The 16,180-nt window shown below is 41.0% G+C and carries 17 protein-coding genes; all 17 read right to left on the reverse strand.

Annotated features, from left to right (window positions below; genetic code table 11):
• Positions 1 to 15: 15 nt before the first annotated feature.
• Positions 16 to 822: a sporulation protein YpjB gene (gene ypjB / locus M2369_RS13650; protein WP_008344572.1), complete on the reverse strand. Its 807-nt coding sequence runs from the start codon at positions 820 to 822 to the stop codon at positions 16 to 18.
• A gap of 65 nt (positions 823 to 887) precedes the next feature.
• Positions 888 to 1,481 (reverse strand): lipoprotein heptaprenylglyceryl N-acetyltransferase LhaT, encoded by a 594-nt coding sequence (gene lhaT / locus M2369_RS13655; protein WP_007500909.1) that lies wholly within the window; start codon positions 1,479 to 1,481, stop codon positions 888 to 890.
• A gap of 102 nt (positions 1,482 to 1,583) precedes the next feature.
• Entirely contained in the window at positions 1,584 to 2,351 is a 768-nt protein-coding gene (locus M2369_RS13660; RefSeq protein ID WP_008344567.1) for a menaquinol-cytochrome c reductase cytochrome b/c subunit, read from the reverse strand.
• Between the two features lie 41 nt (positions 2,352 to 2,392).
• Entirely contained in the window at positions 2,393 to 3,067 is a 675-nt protein-coding gene (qcrB, locus tag M2369_RS13665) for a menaquinol-cytochrome c reductase cytochrome b subunit (RefSeq protein WP_003215804.1), read from the reverse strand.
• Positions 3,068 to 3,069: 2 nt separating this feature from the next.
• Positions 3,070 to 3,576: a ubiquinol-cytochrome c reductase iron-sulfur subunit gene (locus M2369_RS13670; protein WP_007500911.1), complete on the reverse strand. Its 507-nt coding sequence runs from the start codon at positions 3,574 to 3,576 to the stop codon at positions 3,070 to 3,072.
• A gap of 144 nt (positions 3,577 to 3,720) precedes the next feature.
• Positions 3,721 to 4,167 carry a YpiF family protein gene (locus tag M2369_RS13675; RefSeq protein ID WP_024718515.1) on the reverse strand — a complete coding sequence of 149 codons (447 nt, stop codon included), beginning with the start codon at positions 4,165 to 4,167 and terminating at the stop codon, positions 3,721 to 3,723.
• A gap of 61 nt (positions 4,168 to 4,228) precedes the next feature.
• Positions 4,229 to 4,768 (reverse strand): ReoY family proteolytic degradation factor, encoded by a 540-nt coding sequence (locus M2369_RS13680; RefSeq protein ID WP_008344562.1) that lies wholly within the window; start codon positions 4,766 to 4,768, stop codon positions 4,229 to 4,231.
• A gap of 75 nt (positions 4,769 to 4,843) precedes the next feature.
• On the reverse strand, positions 4,844 to 6,115 hold the full coding sequence (locus M2369_RS13685) for a tetratricopeptide repeat protein (RefSeq protein WP_035702924.1): 1,272 nt from the start codon (positions 6,113 to 6,115) through the stop codon (positions 4,844 to 4,846).
• A gap of 289 nt (positions 6,116 to 6,404) precedes the next feature.
• Entirely contained in the window at positions 6,405 to 7,691 is a 1,287-nt protein-coding gene (gene aroA / locus M2369_RS13690) for a 3-phosphoshikimate 1-carboxyvinyltransferase (protein ID WP_259254600.1), read from the reverse strand.
• Between the two features lie 10 nt (positions 7,692 to 7,701).
• Positions 7,702 to 8,817, reverse strand: coding sequence for a prephenate dehydrogenase (locus M2369_RS13695; protein ID WP_041507024.1), 1,116 nt, complete (start codon positions 8,815 to 8,817; stop codon positions 7,702 to 7,704).
• 117 nt (positions 8,818 to 8,934) lie between these two features.
• Positions 8,935 to 10,032, reverse strand: a complete 1,098-nt coding sequence (gene hisC, locus M2369_RS13700) for a histidinol-phosphate transaminase (RefSeq protein WP_041507023.1) — start codon at positions 10,030 to 10,032, stop codon at positions 8,935 to 8,937.
• An 11-nt stretch (positions 10,033 to 10,043) separates the two neighbouring features.
• Positions 10,044 to 10,847 carry a tryptophan synthase subunit alpha gene (trpA, locus tag M2369_RS13705; RefSeq protein WP_017359752.1) on the reverse strand — a complete coding sequence of 268 codons (804 nt, stop codon included), beginning with the start codon at positions 10,845 to 10,847 and terminating at the stop codon, positions 10,044 to 10,046.
• Positions 10,844 to 12,043: a tryptophan synthase subunit beta gene (trpB, locus tag M2369_RS13710; RefSeq protein WP_007500937.1), complete on the reverse strand. Its 1,200-nt coding sequence runs from the start codon at positions 12,041 to 12,043 to the stop codon at positions 10,844 to 10,846. The genes trpA and trpB overlap by 4 nt, the downstream gene beginning before the upstream one ends.
• On the reverse strand, positions 12,024 to 12,692 hold the full coding sequence (locus M2369_RS13715) for a phosphoribosylanthranilate isomerase (protein WP_024718510.1): 669 nt from the start codon (positions 12,690 to 12,692) through the stop codon (positions 12,024 to 12,026). The genes trpB and M2369_RS13715 overlap by 20 nt, the downstream gene beginning before the upstream one ends.
• Positions 12,689 to 13,441 carry an indole-3-glycerol phosphate synthase TrpC gene (trpC, locus tag M2369_RS13720; protein WP_041507022.1) on the reverse strand — a complete coding sequence of 251 codons (753 nt, stop codon included), beginning with the start codon at positions 13,439 to 13,441 and terminating at the stop codon, positions 12,689 to 12,691. The genes M2369_RS13715 and trpC overlap by 4 nt, the downstream gene beginning before the upstream one ends.
• Complete coding sequence (trpD, locus tag M2369_RS13725; RefSeq protein ID WP_041507021.1) at positions 13,434 to 14,456, reverse strand: anthranilate phosphoribosyltransferase; 1,023 nt, start codon at positions 14,454 to 14,456, stop codon at positions 13,434 to 13,436. The genes trpC and trpD overlap by 8 nt, the downstream gene beginning before the upstream one ends.
• On the reverse strand, positions 14,428 to 15,975 hold the full coding sequence (gene trpE, locus M2369_RS13730) for an anthranilate synthase component I (protein WP_041507020.1): 1,548 nt from the start codon (positions 15,973 to 15,975) through the stop codon (positions 14,428 to 14,430). Before trpE ends, trpD begins: the two co-directional genes overlap by 29 nt.
• Between the last annotated feature and the right edge of the window lie 205 nt (positions 15,976 to 16,180).

Genomic DNA, 16,180 nt, shown 5'->3' on the forward strand with positions numbered 1-16,180 from the left:
ACGGTGCTTCTTTTTTTATGACTTTGGATAATCGGCTTGTCGCTTTTGCTTTTTTTCTTTTTCAGCACGGTATTTCCTAAACCCAACATACGTTAAAGTGAGTAAAATCATACTTCCTGTTGTTAAGATGACCCATAAAAGCGATGGATCCGCTTCATCTTGATCAACGTTCGCAAACACACTTGATAAATCTTCTTCGAGTTTCGTGAGACGCTCAAGCTTTGTCCCACTCGATGCTTTTAAAAATTCACCTTGTTCAATTACTTCCATGTGCTGCTTAATTGTTTGCAGCTTTTCAGGCGAGATATCAATGGTTAAACTCGGATAAATCATATCATACAATGAAACCAGCTCATTCCAAGTTTCATAGAACGTCGTCGATTCTGGATCTTTTACTTCTTTCTTTAATGTCGGAAAAGACCCCATAATCGGCTTCTCAAGCGAACCCCAAAGAGGTTCTGAATTTGATTGTATCGCATCGAGAAGCATTCTAAACTGAGAGGCATACCGAAGTTTTTCGCGCTCATTTAAGTCTTCCTGCGGGAGTCCTTTAATGATATCTTGATAGCCAAGTGTAATTTGCCGAACCTGCGTATTCGTCAGAGTTCCACGCCAATTCTCAGCTTTAAATGTCTTTTCAGCATACAATGCGACTTGTAATGCCTCATCATATTTAGCTTGTCTCGTTAATTGAAAGATTGAATCTGATAGTTCCGTTAATTCTTGCAGCGCTTTAGCAGCTGTTGTTTCCTCACCTTTTGCAGCAGCTGGATGCAAGACGAGAAATAATAATAGAATCATCGCGATTGACTTTCGTTTCATGCAAGTCCCTCCTAGCCTTTCTCCATACAGCGTATGAAGAAAAGGACAAGGTTAGACCAACATTGTTAAGGGAGTTCAAGCTTGACCGACTTTTTCGAGAGGACAAGATAATACGAAACAAGAAGAACGGCAATACTTAACCAAAACGTCACGTAGCCGATCTCATTTGAATAGGCAGAAAGCATAGAATAACGCGGCATCATTCCAAATACATAATCAATCACATCATTATGTAAAATCCATATGCCTGCTACAACCAAATGACGCATGTGAAAACGATAATACGGCGCAAATAACACAGCCTGTACCGCCATCGCAAAGTGCGAACCAATTAGCATATATCCTTCCCACGGAAAATCATCAACAGAAACGAGCACGAAAAGATTCATCCCTACAGCCCATAATCCATATTTGATCAAGGTGACAAGGGCCAGTGCTTCAAAATAAGGAGCATGGCGTTTCATTAGAAAGGCTAGTAATACAAATAAAAAGAAAAAGCTTGCCGTCGGACTGTCCGGTACAAAAGGTAAAAAGACAGCCGGCGTCTCAACGAGCTGCGGAATATACCAGTAGTAGCCGTACGCAGTCCCAAGAAAGTTGACAATGAGCACGAGCACAAGCATGTAGCGTGTGGCTAGCAGATATTGAATCCATCTCATATTTCTCTTCACTCACGATCTGTTAAAATCAGAAAAAAGCTGACAGCGCCAGCTTTTTTCTCCTTTTGAGTATATCCTTGTACTTGCATTTAAACAACTGAATTATTTAGATTTGACCTCAGATAAATATTTCGAGAGCTTTTCAAGTTCTTCATCGCTGCCTTTAAAAATGCCCTTAGGCATGTTGCCTTTTCCTTCTACAGCGATTTTCGCAATTTCCTCTGGTGCTAAGCCATTGTCAACAAGTGACGGGCCAGCTGCACCGCCTTGCATATTATCTCCGTGACAGGAGATACATGTCTGCTCTTGATAGATTTTATACTCTTCAGCTGAGGTATCAATCTCTGCTTCTTTCTTGATTTCACCTTGCTTCGCTGCTGCTTCCCAGTCATGAGTAGCAACAGACTCCCATGTTAAATAGGTTGCTGCACCAACTGCAAGAATCATCATCCCAACTGCAATTGGTCTTCGATATGGCCTACGTTCAGGACCAGAATCAAGAAATGGTGCGAGTAAAAGAGCACCAAACGCAATTCCAGGCATAATCATTGCGCCAACCACCGTATAGCTCCCTGCAGCAAACTCATATTTTAACAACTGGTACAAAAATAAGAAATACCAGTCTGGCAGCGGAATATAGCCCGTATCTGTCGGATCAGCCATCCGCTCAAGCGGAGGTGCATGAACAACAGTTAGGACAAGAAATCCAATTAAAAAAACAGCACCTACAAGCCATTCCTTTAAAAGAAAGTTCGGCCAAAAGGCTTCGGTTTTTCCCGGATATTCGGAATAGTCTTTAGGTATGTTAGGTTTTCTTTCTGCCGGTATTCTGGAATCTCCGACAAACTTCATCCCTTTTCCCCTATGCAAAGTCATCCCCTCCTCATTGAACATTCATCAAACGCAAAATTTTACAGCGGTCCAGAAATTCCTTGCTTACGAATCATAATAAAGTGGGCAGCCATCAGCCCAAATAATGCCGCTGGCAAGAAAAAGACATGGATAGCGAAAAATCTCGTCAGCGTTTGTGCACCTACAATGTCAGGATGACCTGCAAGCAGCGTTTTAATCTCTTTCCCAATGAAAGGTGTCGCCTCTGCAATTTGAAGACCAACCTTCGTCGCAAATAGCGCCTTCATATCCCACGGTAAAAGATACCCTGTAAAACCAAGTCCAAGCATCACAAAGAAAATGAGCACACCGACAATCCAGTTTAGCTCTCTAGGCTTTTTATACGCCCCTTGGAAAAAGACCCTCAGCGTATGTAAAAACATCATAACAATGACTAGACTCGCACCCCAGTGGTGCATCCCTCTTACAATCTGTCCAAATGCCACTTCATTTTGCAAATAATAGACAGATTCCCATGCGTTTTTAATATCCGGTACATAATACATCGTTAAAAACATGCCCGAAAGGACTTGAATGACCGTCACAAAAAACGTTAAACCGCCAAAACAATACACAAAAGCAGAGAAATGATGTGCTGGATTGACGTGCTCAGGCACTTCATGATCCGCAATGTCTCTCCATATCGGTGTGATGTCCAGCCGCTCATCTACCCAATCGTAAATCTTGTTAAGCATCGTTACCCTTCCCCTTTCGGCACAGCTTTTCCAAGATAGAGGTATCCGTCCTTCACTTGCTGCTTATAATGGTCAAGCGGAGCAAGCGGTGGAGTTCCGGGTACGTTTGTACCATCCTTGTCGTACAGCCCATAATGGCATGGGCAGAAAAATTTGTTTGGATTTTTCGGATCACTGTTCCAGTTCACTGTACATCCTAAATGTTTACAGATTGGCGATAAAGCGACAATTTCATCCCCTTCTTTGTACACCCATGCAGACCTAGATTCCTTTGACTCATACCATGCATCTACTTGATCAATTTTAAAGTCAAAGCGCTTCGGTTCTTTTGTCAGTTCATCTACACTGACAACTTGAACCATATCCTGATCCTCTGTTCCTTTTAGCACAGGGTCAAGCGCAAAGCGAACCATAGGCATGAGCATTCCAGCGGCCATAAATCCCCCCACGCCGGTCAACGTGTAATTCAAAAATTGACGCCTGGACACTCCATGTCTCTTCTCGCTCATTTTTTTCTCCCCCCCTCAGGTCGTCAGCTACTTTATAACTGAATTAGAAAAAATTTCATAAAACTAGGACACCCTCATAATATATCAATCTATTCACAAGGTCAACAGCCTAAAAAGCTATGTACAATGCAAATGTAAGGGTTTTTATGACGGGTTCCATTTTTGTAACAAAAAGTTCAAAATTTGTTCTACACTGTCTTGAATGACTTTTTGCTTTAAATTGACCTTTAAATGCTCAAGCGGAACAGACTGCAATATAAATGCCGATTCGCTCACTTCTAGCTGTTCTTTCCATTTGTTATCAGATGTGATAAACACAACATGCTGAAAATGTTCTTGCAATGATTGTTTTAGTGCAAGTATGTCTTCTTGCTTACGATTATTTACTTCTAAATATGTATATGGAGGAAAAAGAAACACTCTGCCTTTCAGTTGCCTTTCAAGATCCTCTGCCACAAGCATTGTAAACTCACCTAAAGACACGGTTTGTTTGATATGGCTTGCATTTATCCCAACTAATGGAATGATAGCGGTATCAATGTAATCTTTAGATTGTAAAAAGAGATCCGCGTCCTCCGCCTGAAACTTCATCTAGTTCCCCTCTTTCATCACATAAGCCCTGCCTGTATAGGGCAAGGCTTATTGGCTTGGTTTATGATAATAGGCTTAATTCTTTTGCTAACTTATTAAATGTTTCTTGATCATGACGGTCAAGCGCTTCATCGATTTCTTTCATCAGCCGTTCTTTTTGGAAAGTAGCGATAGAATGCTCTAGCACTTTCTCAGCAAGATCTTTATCTTTTTCATTTTCATAAAGATCTTTAGGAATATGAGGATTTGTTTCAAGTACAGCGGCATATTCCGGCGAACGATATGCAGATCGGAAATTCAATTGAATAAACAAATCTTGCTGTTTATTCAAACGAATATCATGAAATGATTTTTCTGCATCTGTCGTCATGATATTTTCTTTATAAAATCTAAAGGGAACTTCATCCACACAGTGTGTTGACATAATAATTCCCCTTGGGCAAAATTCTGCTTGCTCTACAAAATGAACCTTTTCCATCAAAGAGTCGTGACTCATTAAATAATTTAATATCCAAACACACTCTCTTCGCTTTAACTGATAATGGTTTAAGAACCACCGGATAAATTCCTTCTTTTCATTGACAGAAACAGGGGTCTGCATGTTATTCCCTCCTCTATCGTAAATTAAATTGCTATACATGAATTATTCAACAAACCAGTTCTTCATTCCTGCAAACTATAAGGAAATTTCGTCTTCAATTCTTAAAATCGTTTCTTCAATTTCTTCATTCGTGCCATCTTTCTGAAGAACTTTTCGTAATAACGGCAAGGCTTCTTTTTGTCTGCCTTCTTCTAAAAGGAACGAAGCATATTCATATAAAAAGTCACGTTCCTCATCAAAATCAGGCAGAGCAAGTTTGAAATACTCAGCGGCTTCATCGTATTCTTCTCGTCCGACAGAAGCAGAAGCAGCATACCAATTCCATTTTGGATCTTCTTCCCCAAAGCTTTTAACCTCTTTAATCACATCCAGAATTTCATCAAACAGCTCTTCATTTAAATAGATCGCAAGCAGCGTTTGAACCGCTTCAATATATCCTGGATCAAGAGCAAGTGCTTCTTGAAGCAATTTTTTCGCATCTTCCGAATGGCCATTTTTTAAATCAATCTTTGCCCCATATAAATATAACTCTTTGTTATACTCATCCACTTTAATTCCTTCTTTTACTATCTCTAAAGCTTCATGATATAGTCCTTCTTCCTCATAGCTTTTGGCTAAAGGCATATAAAGTGACGAATACGAAGGATCAATATCTTTTAGTTCAGAGAGCTGCTGAATAGCCGTTTTCGTTCTGCCAGCCCTCATCGCTGTAAATCCGTAGCCAAAAAGTGTATTTGGATCCACTTGATCCTTTACAGCTTTTTCATACCATTCAAGGGCATCTTCAAATTCTCCAGCTGTGCTTAATGATTCAGCGAGCCGCTGATATACATTGACACCACCAATTTCATTTTGTTGATCGGCCACTTTGTAGAAATAGTCGGCTGCTTTCTTTGAAAGACCTTGGGAAAAATACAATTCCCCTAAAGCAAAATCAATGACGGCTTCATGAGGTAGTAACTCTTTCGCTTTTAAAAGCTTTTGTTCACTAACTTCAAATAGTCCTTGCATTTGATACAAATCTGCCATTAACAATAAACTCTCTGGATACGCATCGTCATCTTCAGGAATCGTTTCAAGAACTGCTATTGCCTTCTCTTCTTCATCAGAGTCTATTAACAGCTCTGCATAAAAACAGGTTAATCCTGTTTCTTCTGGATATAAATCATGTAAATCACTAATGAGGTTCCGCGCTTTGTCAATATCTCCCCAGTCATAATATAACTGAGCTGCCTGCGCTTTTTCTTCATCATGAAGATGCTTCTCTGCTTGAGCAAGTGTTTGGAGTCCCTTTTCAGTCTCACCCGCCTCAACTAATTTTATGGCTTCTTGTAATGAACTATTCAAATCAAACCGTTCCTTTCTGTTTCCAAAAACCTAAACTGTTGTTACTTCATATCATAATCGACAGCTGCATATCCAGCAAATATGTTGCTCTTTTAACATGAAGCCATTTTTGTGTTTTGAAGACTCTTTTTCAATCAATACTTTACTAAACTGATGATTTGTAAACCGAATACACTAAAAAATTGTTTTTGAATCAGCAAAATGCTCTTTTTCAAGGTTTCACCTTGAGACAAGCTATGCTATAGTTCTTTCAAATATGCAAAAGGAAAGAAAAAGCCTGAGGAAATCCTCAGACTGTTTGCGTTAAGTATTCAATGTGTTCAAAGAAATTTGGGTAAGATACACGTACTGCATCTGTATCTTCAATCTCGATTGCTTGCTCTGTTATACATGCCGCAATTCCTAACATCATACCAATTCGATGATCTCCGTAGCTTGAGACGACTGCGCCGCCTTTAAGTCTCGTTTTACCATGAATCTTCATTCCATCATCTGTTGCTTCAATATGAGCACCTAGTTTTTTAAGTTCTGAAACGACTGTATCAATACGATTGGTTTCTTTCACTTTTAATTCAGCAGCATCTTTAATGATCGTTGTTCCTTCTGCTTGAGTAGCTAGGAGCGCAATAATAGGAATTTCGTCGATCAGTCTAGAGATCATATCACCTGAAATGTCGATCCCTTTTAATGAAGAGGTAGAGATCGTTAAATCACCGTACGGTTCTCCGCCTTTAGCATCCACTTCTTGAATGTCGAGGTCTGCACCCATTTGTTTTAGCACATCTATAATACCAGTTCTCGTTTTGTTCAAACCGACATTTCTCAATACAATCCGGCTGTTTGGAACGATAGATCCAGCCACTAAGAAAAATGCAGCTGAAGAAATATCTCCAGGGACAAATACATCTGTTGCTTTTAACGTTTGTCCACCTTCAATTGAAACACTTTGTGCATCTTCATGTAGCGAGACACCAAACATTGATAACATTCTTTCGGTATGGTCTCTTGATTTATGCGGTTCAGTTAACGTCGTTGTTCCTTCTGCCTGCAGTCCAGCTAGAAGGACAGCCGACTTAATCTGGGCACTGGCAACTGGAGACTCATAAGAGATAGCTTTTAAATTACCCCCACGTATAGAAAGCGGTGTATACTCGCCATTTGCTCTGCCATCTATCTTGGCTCCTAATTGTCTTAGCGGACCTGTTACCCGTTTCATCGGTCTTTTGGCAATACTTTCGTCTCCGATCAGCGTACTGTGGAACTCACAGCCAGCCAAGATTCCCATCATTAAACGAATGGTCGTGCCAGAGTTACCGACATCGAGAATATCACTCGGCTCTTTAAGTCCTTTTAGTCCCTTACCATGAATGACAACATCTGTACCTTTTTGTTCGATGTCGACACCCATCTTTCTAAAACAATCGATCGTGCTTAAACAATCAGCGCCAGGAAGAAAGTTTTTTACTACTGTAGTCCCGTCAGCAATAGCGCCAAACATCACAGTTCTATGAGAAATGGATTTATCTCCTGGAATATGAATTTCTCCATTCATAGGAGCACTTTTATGAATTTTCATGTTCCTCACCTCAATCAGCATAAAATGTATCGTAATTTGCTCTATTTTTTATACAGAGTTCTGCCCGCTTTCGATCATTATCTGTTTGAAAACTAATGCGTAAAATCCCGTTAATGTCTTCTCGCGTTTCAATAATACGGATATTTGTAATACTGATGTTTTCATTTGCTAGATATCCTGTAATTTCCGAAATAACACCTGGATGATCCGGCACATCGACATAAAGATCATAAAAAGCAGGGATCGCTCCTTTTTTCCTCAGAGGCAGGCCGTCGCGATATTCCTTGGCCTCTTGGAAATAAGAGAATAACCCCTCAGCATCTTCTTGTTGCACAAAGGATTCAATGCGGTCAATCTCTTTTTTCCATTCATGAAATCGGTCTAAAATCTTGTTTTTATTGTGCAACAGGATATCGCGCCACATTGCAGGATTACTTGATGCAATACGGGTAATATCTCGAAAGCCTCCAGCAGCAAACCGTTTTACAAGAGGAAATTCTTCCTCAAAATGATGCGCTTGATGCACAAGACTGGCAGCGACGATGTGTGGAAAGTGACTAATCACACTTGTCACAGCATCATGTTCTTCGGGTGTCATTTCAATGAAATGAGCATTGGTTCCCTTCAGTAGATCCTTCAAACGGTCAACAGCTTGACGACTTGTTACTTTTGCTGGCGTTAAAATGTAGAATGCATTTTCAAATAAAAAGTCTTTTGCTGCAATGACACCTGACTTATGAGACCCTGCCATCGGATGCCCGCCAATAAATTGGTAATGATCAGGCAACGTTTTTTCAGCAAAGTGAACGACCTTTTGCTTTGTGCTCCCTACATCCGTAATCGTGAGCTCTCTTTCAATACCAGATGCTGCAATATCACTTAACATTTTGACGGTTTGTTGTACTGGCGTTGCCAAAATAATCGTTGCTGATGCTTTTAAGCCTTCCATCAAGGATTCGGCAGTCGCGTCGATGATTCCTAGTTTTGTTGCAGCAATCATTTGTTCTTTAGAGACATCATAGCCTACAATTTTTTTATGTGGAAATTCTTTTTTAATCGACAGTGCAATAGAACCACCAATTAAACCAAGCCCAGCGATTAATATGGTTTCGTTTGCTTCATTCATGTTCATCACCTGATTTTTCGCGTAAATTAAACAAGCTGTTTCAATAGCTTATATGTATATTGGATGAGTTACAACGAAAGCCATATCCCATAAACAGGATATGACTTCATTGTTATGCTACGCACGAATGCCTTGTAATAAATCGGCAAGTGTAGTTAGGATTTCTTCATTTTGCTCCTTTGTTCCAACAGTAATACGTAAAGAAGTTGGGAATCCGAGAGCTTGACCAGATCGAACGATATAGCCCTTTTTCAAAAGTGCATTGAACAGCTCATCTGCATCTCTTTTAAAATCAATCAGCACAAAGTTTGTTTGAGATGGATAGATAAACAATCCAAAACGGTCTGCAAATTCTTGATATTGTTTAAGACCTGCTTCATTTTTTTGTCTGCACGATTGAATGAAGTCTTGATCTTTAATGGCTGCACGTGCAGCTGCCTGAGCGATACGACTTGTATTAAAAGGCTCTCTCGCAGGTTCAATGGCAGTAATCAACTCCTCTGAGGCAACCCCATAACCTACTCGAAGTGCCGCAAGTCCATATGCTTTAGAGAACGTGCGCAGTACAATGACATTTTGATAGGCTTTTAATAGAGATAAACTGTTCGGAAAGTCTTCCGCGCGAACATATTCAAAATATGCTTCATCTAGAACGACAAGCACGTGAGCAGGCACTTGATCTAAAAACGATACGAGCTCAGACTCTGACAAATGATTTCCTGTCGGATTGTTCGGGTTACACACCCAAACGACTTTTGTGTTGTCATCCACCGCATTCAGCATTCCCTTTAGATCATGAGCTCCTCCATTTAGAAGTGGTACTTCTCTAATCTCTGCATGCTCAATCACTGCATTGTGACGGTATTGCGGGAATGACGGGGATGGGATCACCGTATTTGTATGTTGATCAAGGAATGCCCTAGCAATAATTTGCACAAGTTCATCTGAGCCATTCCCGAATATTAATTGTTTTTCATTTACTTGAAGAAACTCAGCCAGTTCCGTTCTTAAACTTGCGCTGTATCCGTCTGGATAAATCGCTAAATGTTCAAGTTCAGCTTGTATGGCCTCTCTTGCATGTGTGGAACATCCAAAAGGGTTTTCATTTGAAGCCAATTTCACAATTTTGTCTAATTGATATTCTTTTTTGACCTCTTCAATTGGTTTCCCAGGTTGATACGGTTTTAGCTGTTTTAATTGATCTTTGATTTGCAAAATGTTTCACCTCATTTGAATGAATAGAGGGGACTAAATGTTTTTGCATATGTTTCAAATTCTCTTAAAGCCTCTTGGCGTGTATCACTTGCTACTAATTGTTCTTGAAGCTCTTCAATTTTTTTGACAAGCGCACTGCCGACAACGACACCATCACTCATTTTATTCATTGAGTCTACTTGTTCTCTTGTTGAAATACCAAAACCTACAGCAACTGGTATTTGACTCAGCTGTTTCACTTGTTGAATAAAATCTGTAATCGATGCGTCGAAAGATTGTCTGACACCTGTGACGCCGAGAGATGAAACACAATACACAAAACCTTCTGCCTGCTCTACAATTTTTTCTAATCGTTCCTTGCTTGTTGGTGCAACGAGTGATATATATGAAATGTCGTGTGCTTGACAGTTCTTCTGCAGCTCGCTACTCTCTTCAAAAGGCAAGTCGGGTGTTAAGAGCCCCGAAATATGATTTTTGCGCAGTAAAGCGAAAAAGTATTCTGTGTCTAATTGTAACACAGGATTATAATACGTAAATAGAATTACAGGAATTTTTACGCCGTTTTTTTTCATCTTTCCTGCTAATTCTATCGCTTTTACGATATTCATACCATGATGAAGTGCTCTTTTAGAAGCTCTTTGAATGACGGGGCCGTCCGCTAACGGATCGGAATACGGAACACCTAGTTCAATCGCATGTGCCCCTGCTGCTTGAAGCGCGAGGGCTAAATCAATGGTGATCTCTTCTGATGGATCACCCGCTGTAATAAATGGAATAAATAATTTCTGACCTTGCTCTAATTGAAATGTGATCATTTTGTTTCACCCTCACTTTCAAGCACATTCATTAATGTATGCACGTCCTTATCTCCTCTGCCTGACAAGCAGACAAGAACAATGTCGTCTTCACTCATGTTCTGGCTCATTTCAAACGCTTTTGCTAAAGCATGTGCAGATTCGATCGCTGGCAGGATTCCTTCTTTTTCTGTGAGCAGCTTTAACGCATCTAGTGCTTCTTGATCTGTCGCACTCACATATTGAACCCGGCCGCTCGCATGCAAATACGCATGCTCTGGCCCGATCCCCGGATAGTCTAATCCAGCTGAAATCGAATAAGGCTCAATAATTTGACCAAATTCATCTTGAATCAAGTATGTCAAAGATCCATGTATGACACCTTTTGTCCCTTTCGTGATGGTCGCTGCATGAAGCGGAGTGTCGATTCCTTTCCCAGCAGCTTCTACACCAATGATATCGACCTCTTCATCTAAGAACGCCCGGTACATTCCTATCGCATTGCTCCCTCCGCCAACACAGGCAACGACTTTATGAGGAAGCTGCCCTTCCTTTTCAAGTATCTGCGCTTTTGCCTCATCTCCGATCATCCGCTGAAATTCACTGACGATTTGAGGATACGGATGAGGTCCAACGACTGAGCCGATCATATAAAAGTGGTCACTGCAATGCTGGACCCAATAGCGGATGGCTTCATTGGTTGCATCCTTTAATGTTCCATTCCCGCTTGTGACAGGTATAACTTCAGCGCCGAGTAGTTTCATTCGGAACACATTGAGTGATTGTCTTTCCACATCTTCTTTTCCCATAAATACAGTGCAGGATAAACCGAATTTTGCGGCCACTGTTGCAGCAGCTACACCGTGCTGACCTGCTCCTGTTTCGGCGATGATATTTGATTTCCCCATTTTTTTCGCTAGCAGTGCCTGCCCAAGCGCATTGTTAATTTTATGAGCGCCTGTATGGTTTAAATCTTCTCTTTTTAAATAGATTTTAGCACCACCGAGATATGCCGATAATTGATCAGCGTATGTGAGTGCAGTTGGTCTGCCTGAATAGTTTTTCAAAAGCGATATATATTCCTTTTGAAAAGCAGGGTCTTCTTTTAATTCACGAAAAGCTTGTTCGATCTCTTCTAGTGGCTGCATGAGCGTTTCAGGAACGAATTTCCCTCCAAATTCTCCATATCTGCCAATCTCATTTGGATATGCGTACATGGTTCAACATCCTTTCTTCGAGCACTTTCATCTTTGTACTACTTTTCTTCCCGTTTTCTTCTATACCGCTTGAAAGGTCTATGGCGTCTGGACCAAAAGCAAGCAGATCTATTATGGTGTCTGGCGTGATCCCGCCAGCAATGGCGCAAGTTTTTCCCAGTTGTTTTGCATGCTGAACATATGAAGGCACCGCCTCCCATGCAAAAGCTGTTCCAGAACCGCCTCTCATTCCTTTTACTTTCGCATCAATGAGAAAGCCGTCGACACTTGGAGCAAATGCCGTCATATGTTCAAGTGTGTCGTTTACATCGGGCTCGTGATGGAACACTTTCCAAACGAGCGCCTTCGTTTGTTGTTTGATGTCGCTTGCATCTTCTGGCGTCTCATCGCCATGAAGCTGCACAATATCTAAGGGGAGGTTGTTTGTGATCTCGCACACTTTTGGTGTTTTTTCATTCACAAATACCCCCACTATCTCTTTTTTGCATTTTACTTGTGACAGCCAGTGTTTCACTTGATCTGGATCAACTCGTCTTTTACTCGGCGCAAAAATAAAACCGATGGCATCCGCTTGAGATTGCGAGATGCATGCGACATCCTCTTGTGAGACAGCCCCGCAATATTTTAAGTAAGGCTTACTTTTCTTCATTCTCCGAACAATGCCTGAACGGCTTTCTCCTGTGATTGTTCCCTCATTAAAGATTCACCAACAAGAACGGCATTTGCTCCGTACTGTTTCACAAAGGTCAGATCATCAAATGTCTTTATCCCGCTTTCACTTACTAGTAATACGTCTTTTGGAACAAGTGGCGCGATCTCTTTTGTTTGTTCAACAGTTGTTGTAAACGTATTGAGATTCCGGTTGTTCACACCGATGATCTCAGGAGTGAATAGGTGTAAAATCTTTTCTAGTGTATGTGCTGCATGTACTTCAACGAGGACATCCAGTCCTTTTTCTTTCGCTTCTGTATAGAGCTCATACAGCTTTTGCGGCTCAAGCACCTCTCCAATTAATAAAATGGCATCTGCCCCTATCCGTTTCGATTCTTCTACTTGTATAGAGTCAATAATGAAATCTTTTCTTAAAATGGGACGTGTGATGTGTTCTTTAATAAGAGACAAATATTCGTTTTTCCCTTGGAAAAACGGTTCATCCGTTAAGACAGATAAACAATCAGCATTTGATGCTTCGTATGCTTTTGCTGTCTGTAAAGGATCAAAATGAGGCTGAATGATTCCTTTGGAAGGAGACGCTTTTTTCACCTCAGCAATCAGTCCGATCGAGCGGTGAGGATTCATAAGGGCTTCTTTAAATGATTGTCTTTCATAATGTCCTTCCTCAGGTAATTGCAAGGTTTGCACATGTTCTTTTTTACGGGCGATAATTTGATTAAGCATAGATCTCTTCCTCTTTCGTTTTTTGTTTTAGACGGGCTAATTGTTCTTTAGCTGATCCGTTTTTGATCGTTTCTAATGCTTTCATTGTTCCTGCCATCAGACTCTCTGCTTTTCCTGCCACATATAATGCGGCCCCAGCATTAAGCGCTGTAATATGAAGCGGTGCTCCACCCGCTTGATAATTCAATATATTCTGAATCAATTTGGCGCTTTCTTCTGGTGATTCGACCTGAATGTCTGATAAATGCCCTTTTTCAAGTCCGAAGTCTTCTGGGTTTAACGTATATTCTGTCATGACACCTTTTTTGAGTTCAATGATGTATGAATTTGCTGTAATGGTTAATTCATCCAGCCCATCATCTCCGCAAACAAACAGGACATGTTCTGGCTCTAAAGGAGCAAGAGCTTTCGCCATGAGCTTTGCCTTTTCCTTTGCATACACACCGATGATTTGCTTTTTGGCCTGCATCGGGTGGCAAAGCGGTCCTAATAAGTTAAATACCGTCCGAAATCCGAGCTGCTTGCGTACGGCGGCTACTTGTTTCATAGAAGAATGATAGAGCGGTGCAAATAAAAAGCCCATGTTTTTCTGCTGTATTTGCCGTCTTGTTTCTTCAGGTGTGGATTGAATTTGAATACCAAGACATTCTAGCACGTCAGCACTCCCGCTTTTAGAGGAGACGGAACGATTTCCGTGCTTGGCGATTTTCGCCCCAGCAGCCGAAGCAACGATGGCAGCGGCTGTTGATATATTAAATGTTGATAAACCGTCGCCTCCTGTCCCGCACGTATCAACAACATCAAGTGACCTTTCTACTGGTGCTGCATGCTGCCTCATGGCTTTCACGAAGCCTGTCATTTCTTCGGCAGTTTCTCCTCGATGCGCTAAAATAGATAGACTAGCAGCGACTTCAGCATCTGTTAACGAGCCGCTCATCATATCATGCATCAGGCCATTCGCTTCTTTTTCTGATAGTTTTCCTCCATTAACAAGAGCTGATAGTCGTTGATTCATTTGGCACACTCTCCTTTTCTGAGAAAATATGTTCAGCAAGCTGAATGGCTTTTAGAAGTGCTCCTGCCTTATTACATGTCTCTTCCCATTCGTTTTCTGGAACGGAATCAGCGACAATGCCGGCACCTGCTTGTATAGAAGCAGTCTGATGTTTGACGCTCATTGTGCGTATGGTAATACAGGAATCGATATTGCCGTCGAAACCAATATAGGCAATACAGCCGCCATACGTCTCTCTTGGCTCAGGCTCCAATTCGTTTAATAATTGCATCGCCCTAATTTTGGGGGCGCCTGTCAATGTGCCTGCTGGAAAAGCGGACATAAGCGCGTCTACTGGATGTGTATCCTGCTTCAGCTTTCCTGTCACAATAGAAATAATGTGCATGACGTGCGAAAAATTCACGACTTTTGTAAAAGTTGGGACAGACACACTGCCGTATTCTGCCACACGTCCCACATCATTTCGAGCCAGATCCACCAGCATGTAATGTTCTGCTTTTTCTTTTTCATCATCGAGCAACTCTCTTGCTAGTGCATCATCTTCTTCTTTTGTCATTCCTCGTTTTCTTGTACCAGCAATTGGATGGATTTCTAAGTGTCCGTTTTTCGCATGGATTAATCGTTCTGGCGAGCTTCCGACTAAGTCTCGATCTTTTAATTTCATAAAATACATATACGGTGATGGATTGACGATCCGAAGCACACGATATAATTCAAATGAGCTCACTGTCACTGGAATGTCAAAACGCTGAGAAAGTACACCCTGGAAGATATCACCCGCTCGAATATACTCCTTGATTTTTTCGACATCCTTTAAAAATTTTGCTTTTTCATAGGTAGACGTCACCTGTTCAAAAGAAGGGGATTCATTCATATTCCCTGAGATAATAAGTTCTTTCATATCAATTTTTGTATGAAGCTGCTGTATCATCAGTTCAAGCTGCTTTTGATTTTCTCGATAAACCAGAATTTTTTCTTCCTCTGTTTCATGACCGTTCAGCTGCGTGTACTGAATAAAATGAACTTGGTTTGTTTCGTGATCAAATGCAACCATTGTTTGGCAAACAAATAATGTGCAATTATCTGTTGTTGATGCATTCGGATGCGGCTTGACAGACGGCTCAATGTTTGGAATGAGGTCGTAACTTAAGTACCCTACGGCTCCGCCAGTAAATGGAATATCAATTTCAGGTGTCTTGATTTGATATTGCTCTTTCATCCAGTCAAGCAACTCTTTCAGCTCCGCTTTTTGCATCACTGTCTTTCCCGCAGCGTCACGAGCAATATAATGGTCTTGCTCGTCATGTAATGTTAAAAAAGGATGTAATCCGATAAAGGAATATCTCGACCAGCTAGAAGATTCGTCTTTGCTTTCTAGCAAATACACAATATCCTGTTTCAGTTTCTCAACAATTTGAATGGGTGAGAGCGTATCAACTGTAATGGTTTCAACAATCGGGATGGTTTTGTAAAACTGACTGTCTCTTAAAAATTGGGTAAGGTTTGATTGGGATTTCATAAGCACACTCCTTAAATGGAATTAAGGAGAATGAGGGGACATCTTGAGGATTTGTTTGAGTATACGAAATAAGCCTAAAAGAGGCTTCGCTCTTTTAGGCAGTATGATTAAATAGAAGTATCGTATCTCTGCTCAACTCTACTCATCTCAACTACCCTAGTCTCATTCTCATCTTCTCTAAGCTTGCAATGCCGTTCACACCTGT

This window comes from Bacillus sp. JUb11 (genome assembly GCF_024807925.1).
In the GTDB taxonomy this organism is placed as follows: Bacteria; Bacillota; Bacilli; order Bacillales; family Bacillaceae; genus Bacillus; species Bacillus altitudinis.

Excerpts from the sequence above, each read along its gene's own strand:
- ypjB (WP_008344572.1), bottom strand. The coding sequence starts at position 822 with ATGAAACGAAAGTCAATCGCGATGATTCTATTATTATTTCTCGTCTTG.
- lhaT (WP_007500909.1), bottom strand. The coding sequence starts at position 1,481 with ATGAGATGGATTCAATATCTGCTAGCCACACGCTACATGCTTGTGCTC.
- qcrB (WP_003215804.1), bottom strand. The coding sequence starts at position 3,067 with ATGCTTAACAAGATTTACGATTGGGTAGATGAGCGGCTGGACATCACA.
- M2369_RS13670 (WP_007500911.1), bottom strand. The coding sequence starts at position 3,576 with ATGAGCGAGAAGAGACATGGAGTGTCCAGGCGTCAATTTTTGAATTAC.
- M2369_RS13675 (WP_024718515.1), bottom strand. The coding sequence starts at position 4,167 with ATGAAGTTTCAGGCGGAGGACGCGGATCTCTTTTTACAATCTAAAGAT.
- M2369_RS13680 (WP_008344562.1), bottom strand. The coding sequence starts at position 4,768 with ATGCAGACCCCTGTTTCTGTCAATGAAAAGAAGGAATTTATCCGGTGG.
- aroA (WP_259254600.1), bottom strand. The coding sequence starts at position 7,691 with ATGAAAATTCATAAAAGTGCTCCTATGAATGGAGAAATTCATATTCCA.
- M2369_RS13695 (WP_041507024.1), bottom strand. The coding sequence starts at position 8,817 with ATGAATGAAGCAAACGAAACCATATTAATCGCTGGGCTTGGTTTAATT.
- trpA (WP_017359752.1), bottom strand. The coding sequence starts at position 10,847 with ATGATCACATTTCAATTAGAGCAAGGTCAGAAATTATTTATTCCATTT.
- trpB (WP_007500937.1), bottom strand. The coding sequence starts at position 12,043 with ATGTACGCATATCCAAATGAGATTGGCAGATATGGAGAATTTGGAGGG.
- M2369_RS13715 (WP_024718510.1), bottom strand. The coding sequence starts at position 12,692 with ATGAAGAAAAGTAAGCCTTACTTAAAATATTGCGGGGCTGTCTCACAA.
- trpC (WP_041507022.1), bottom strand. The coding sequence starts at position 13,441 with ATGCTTAATCAAATTATCGCCCGTAAAAAAGAACATGTGCAAACCTTG.
- trpD (WP_041507021.1), bottom strand. The coding sequence starts at position 14,456 with ATGAATCAACGACTATCAGCTCTTGTTAATGGAGGAAAACTATCAGAA.
- trpE (WP_041507020.1), bottom strand. The coding sequence starts at position 15,975 with ATGAAATCCCAATCAAACCTTACCCAATTTTTAAGAGACAGTCAGTTT.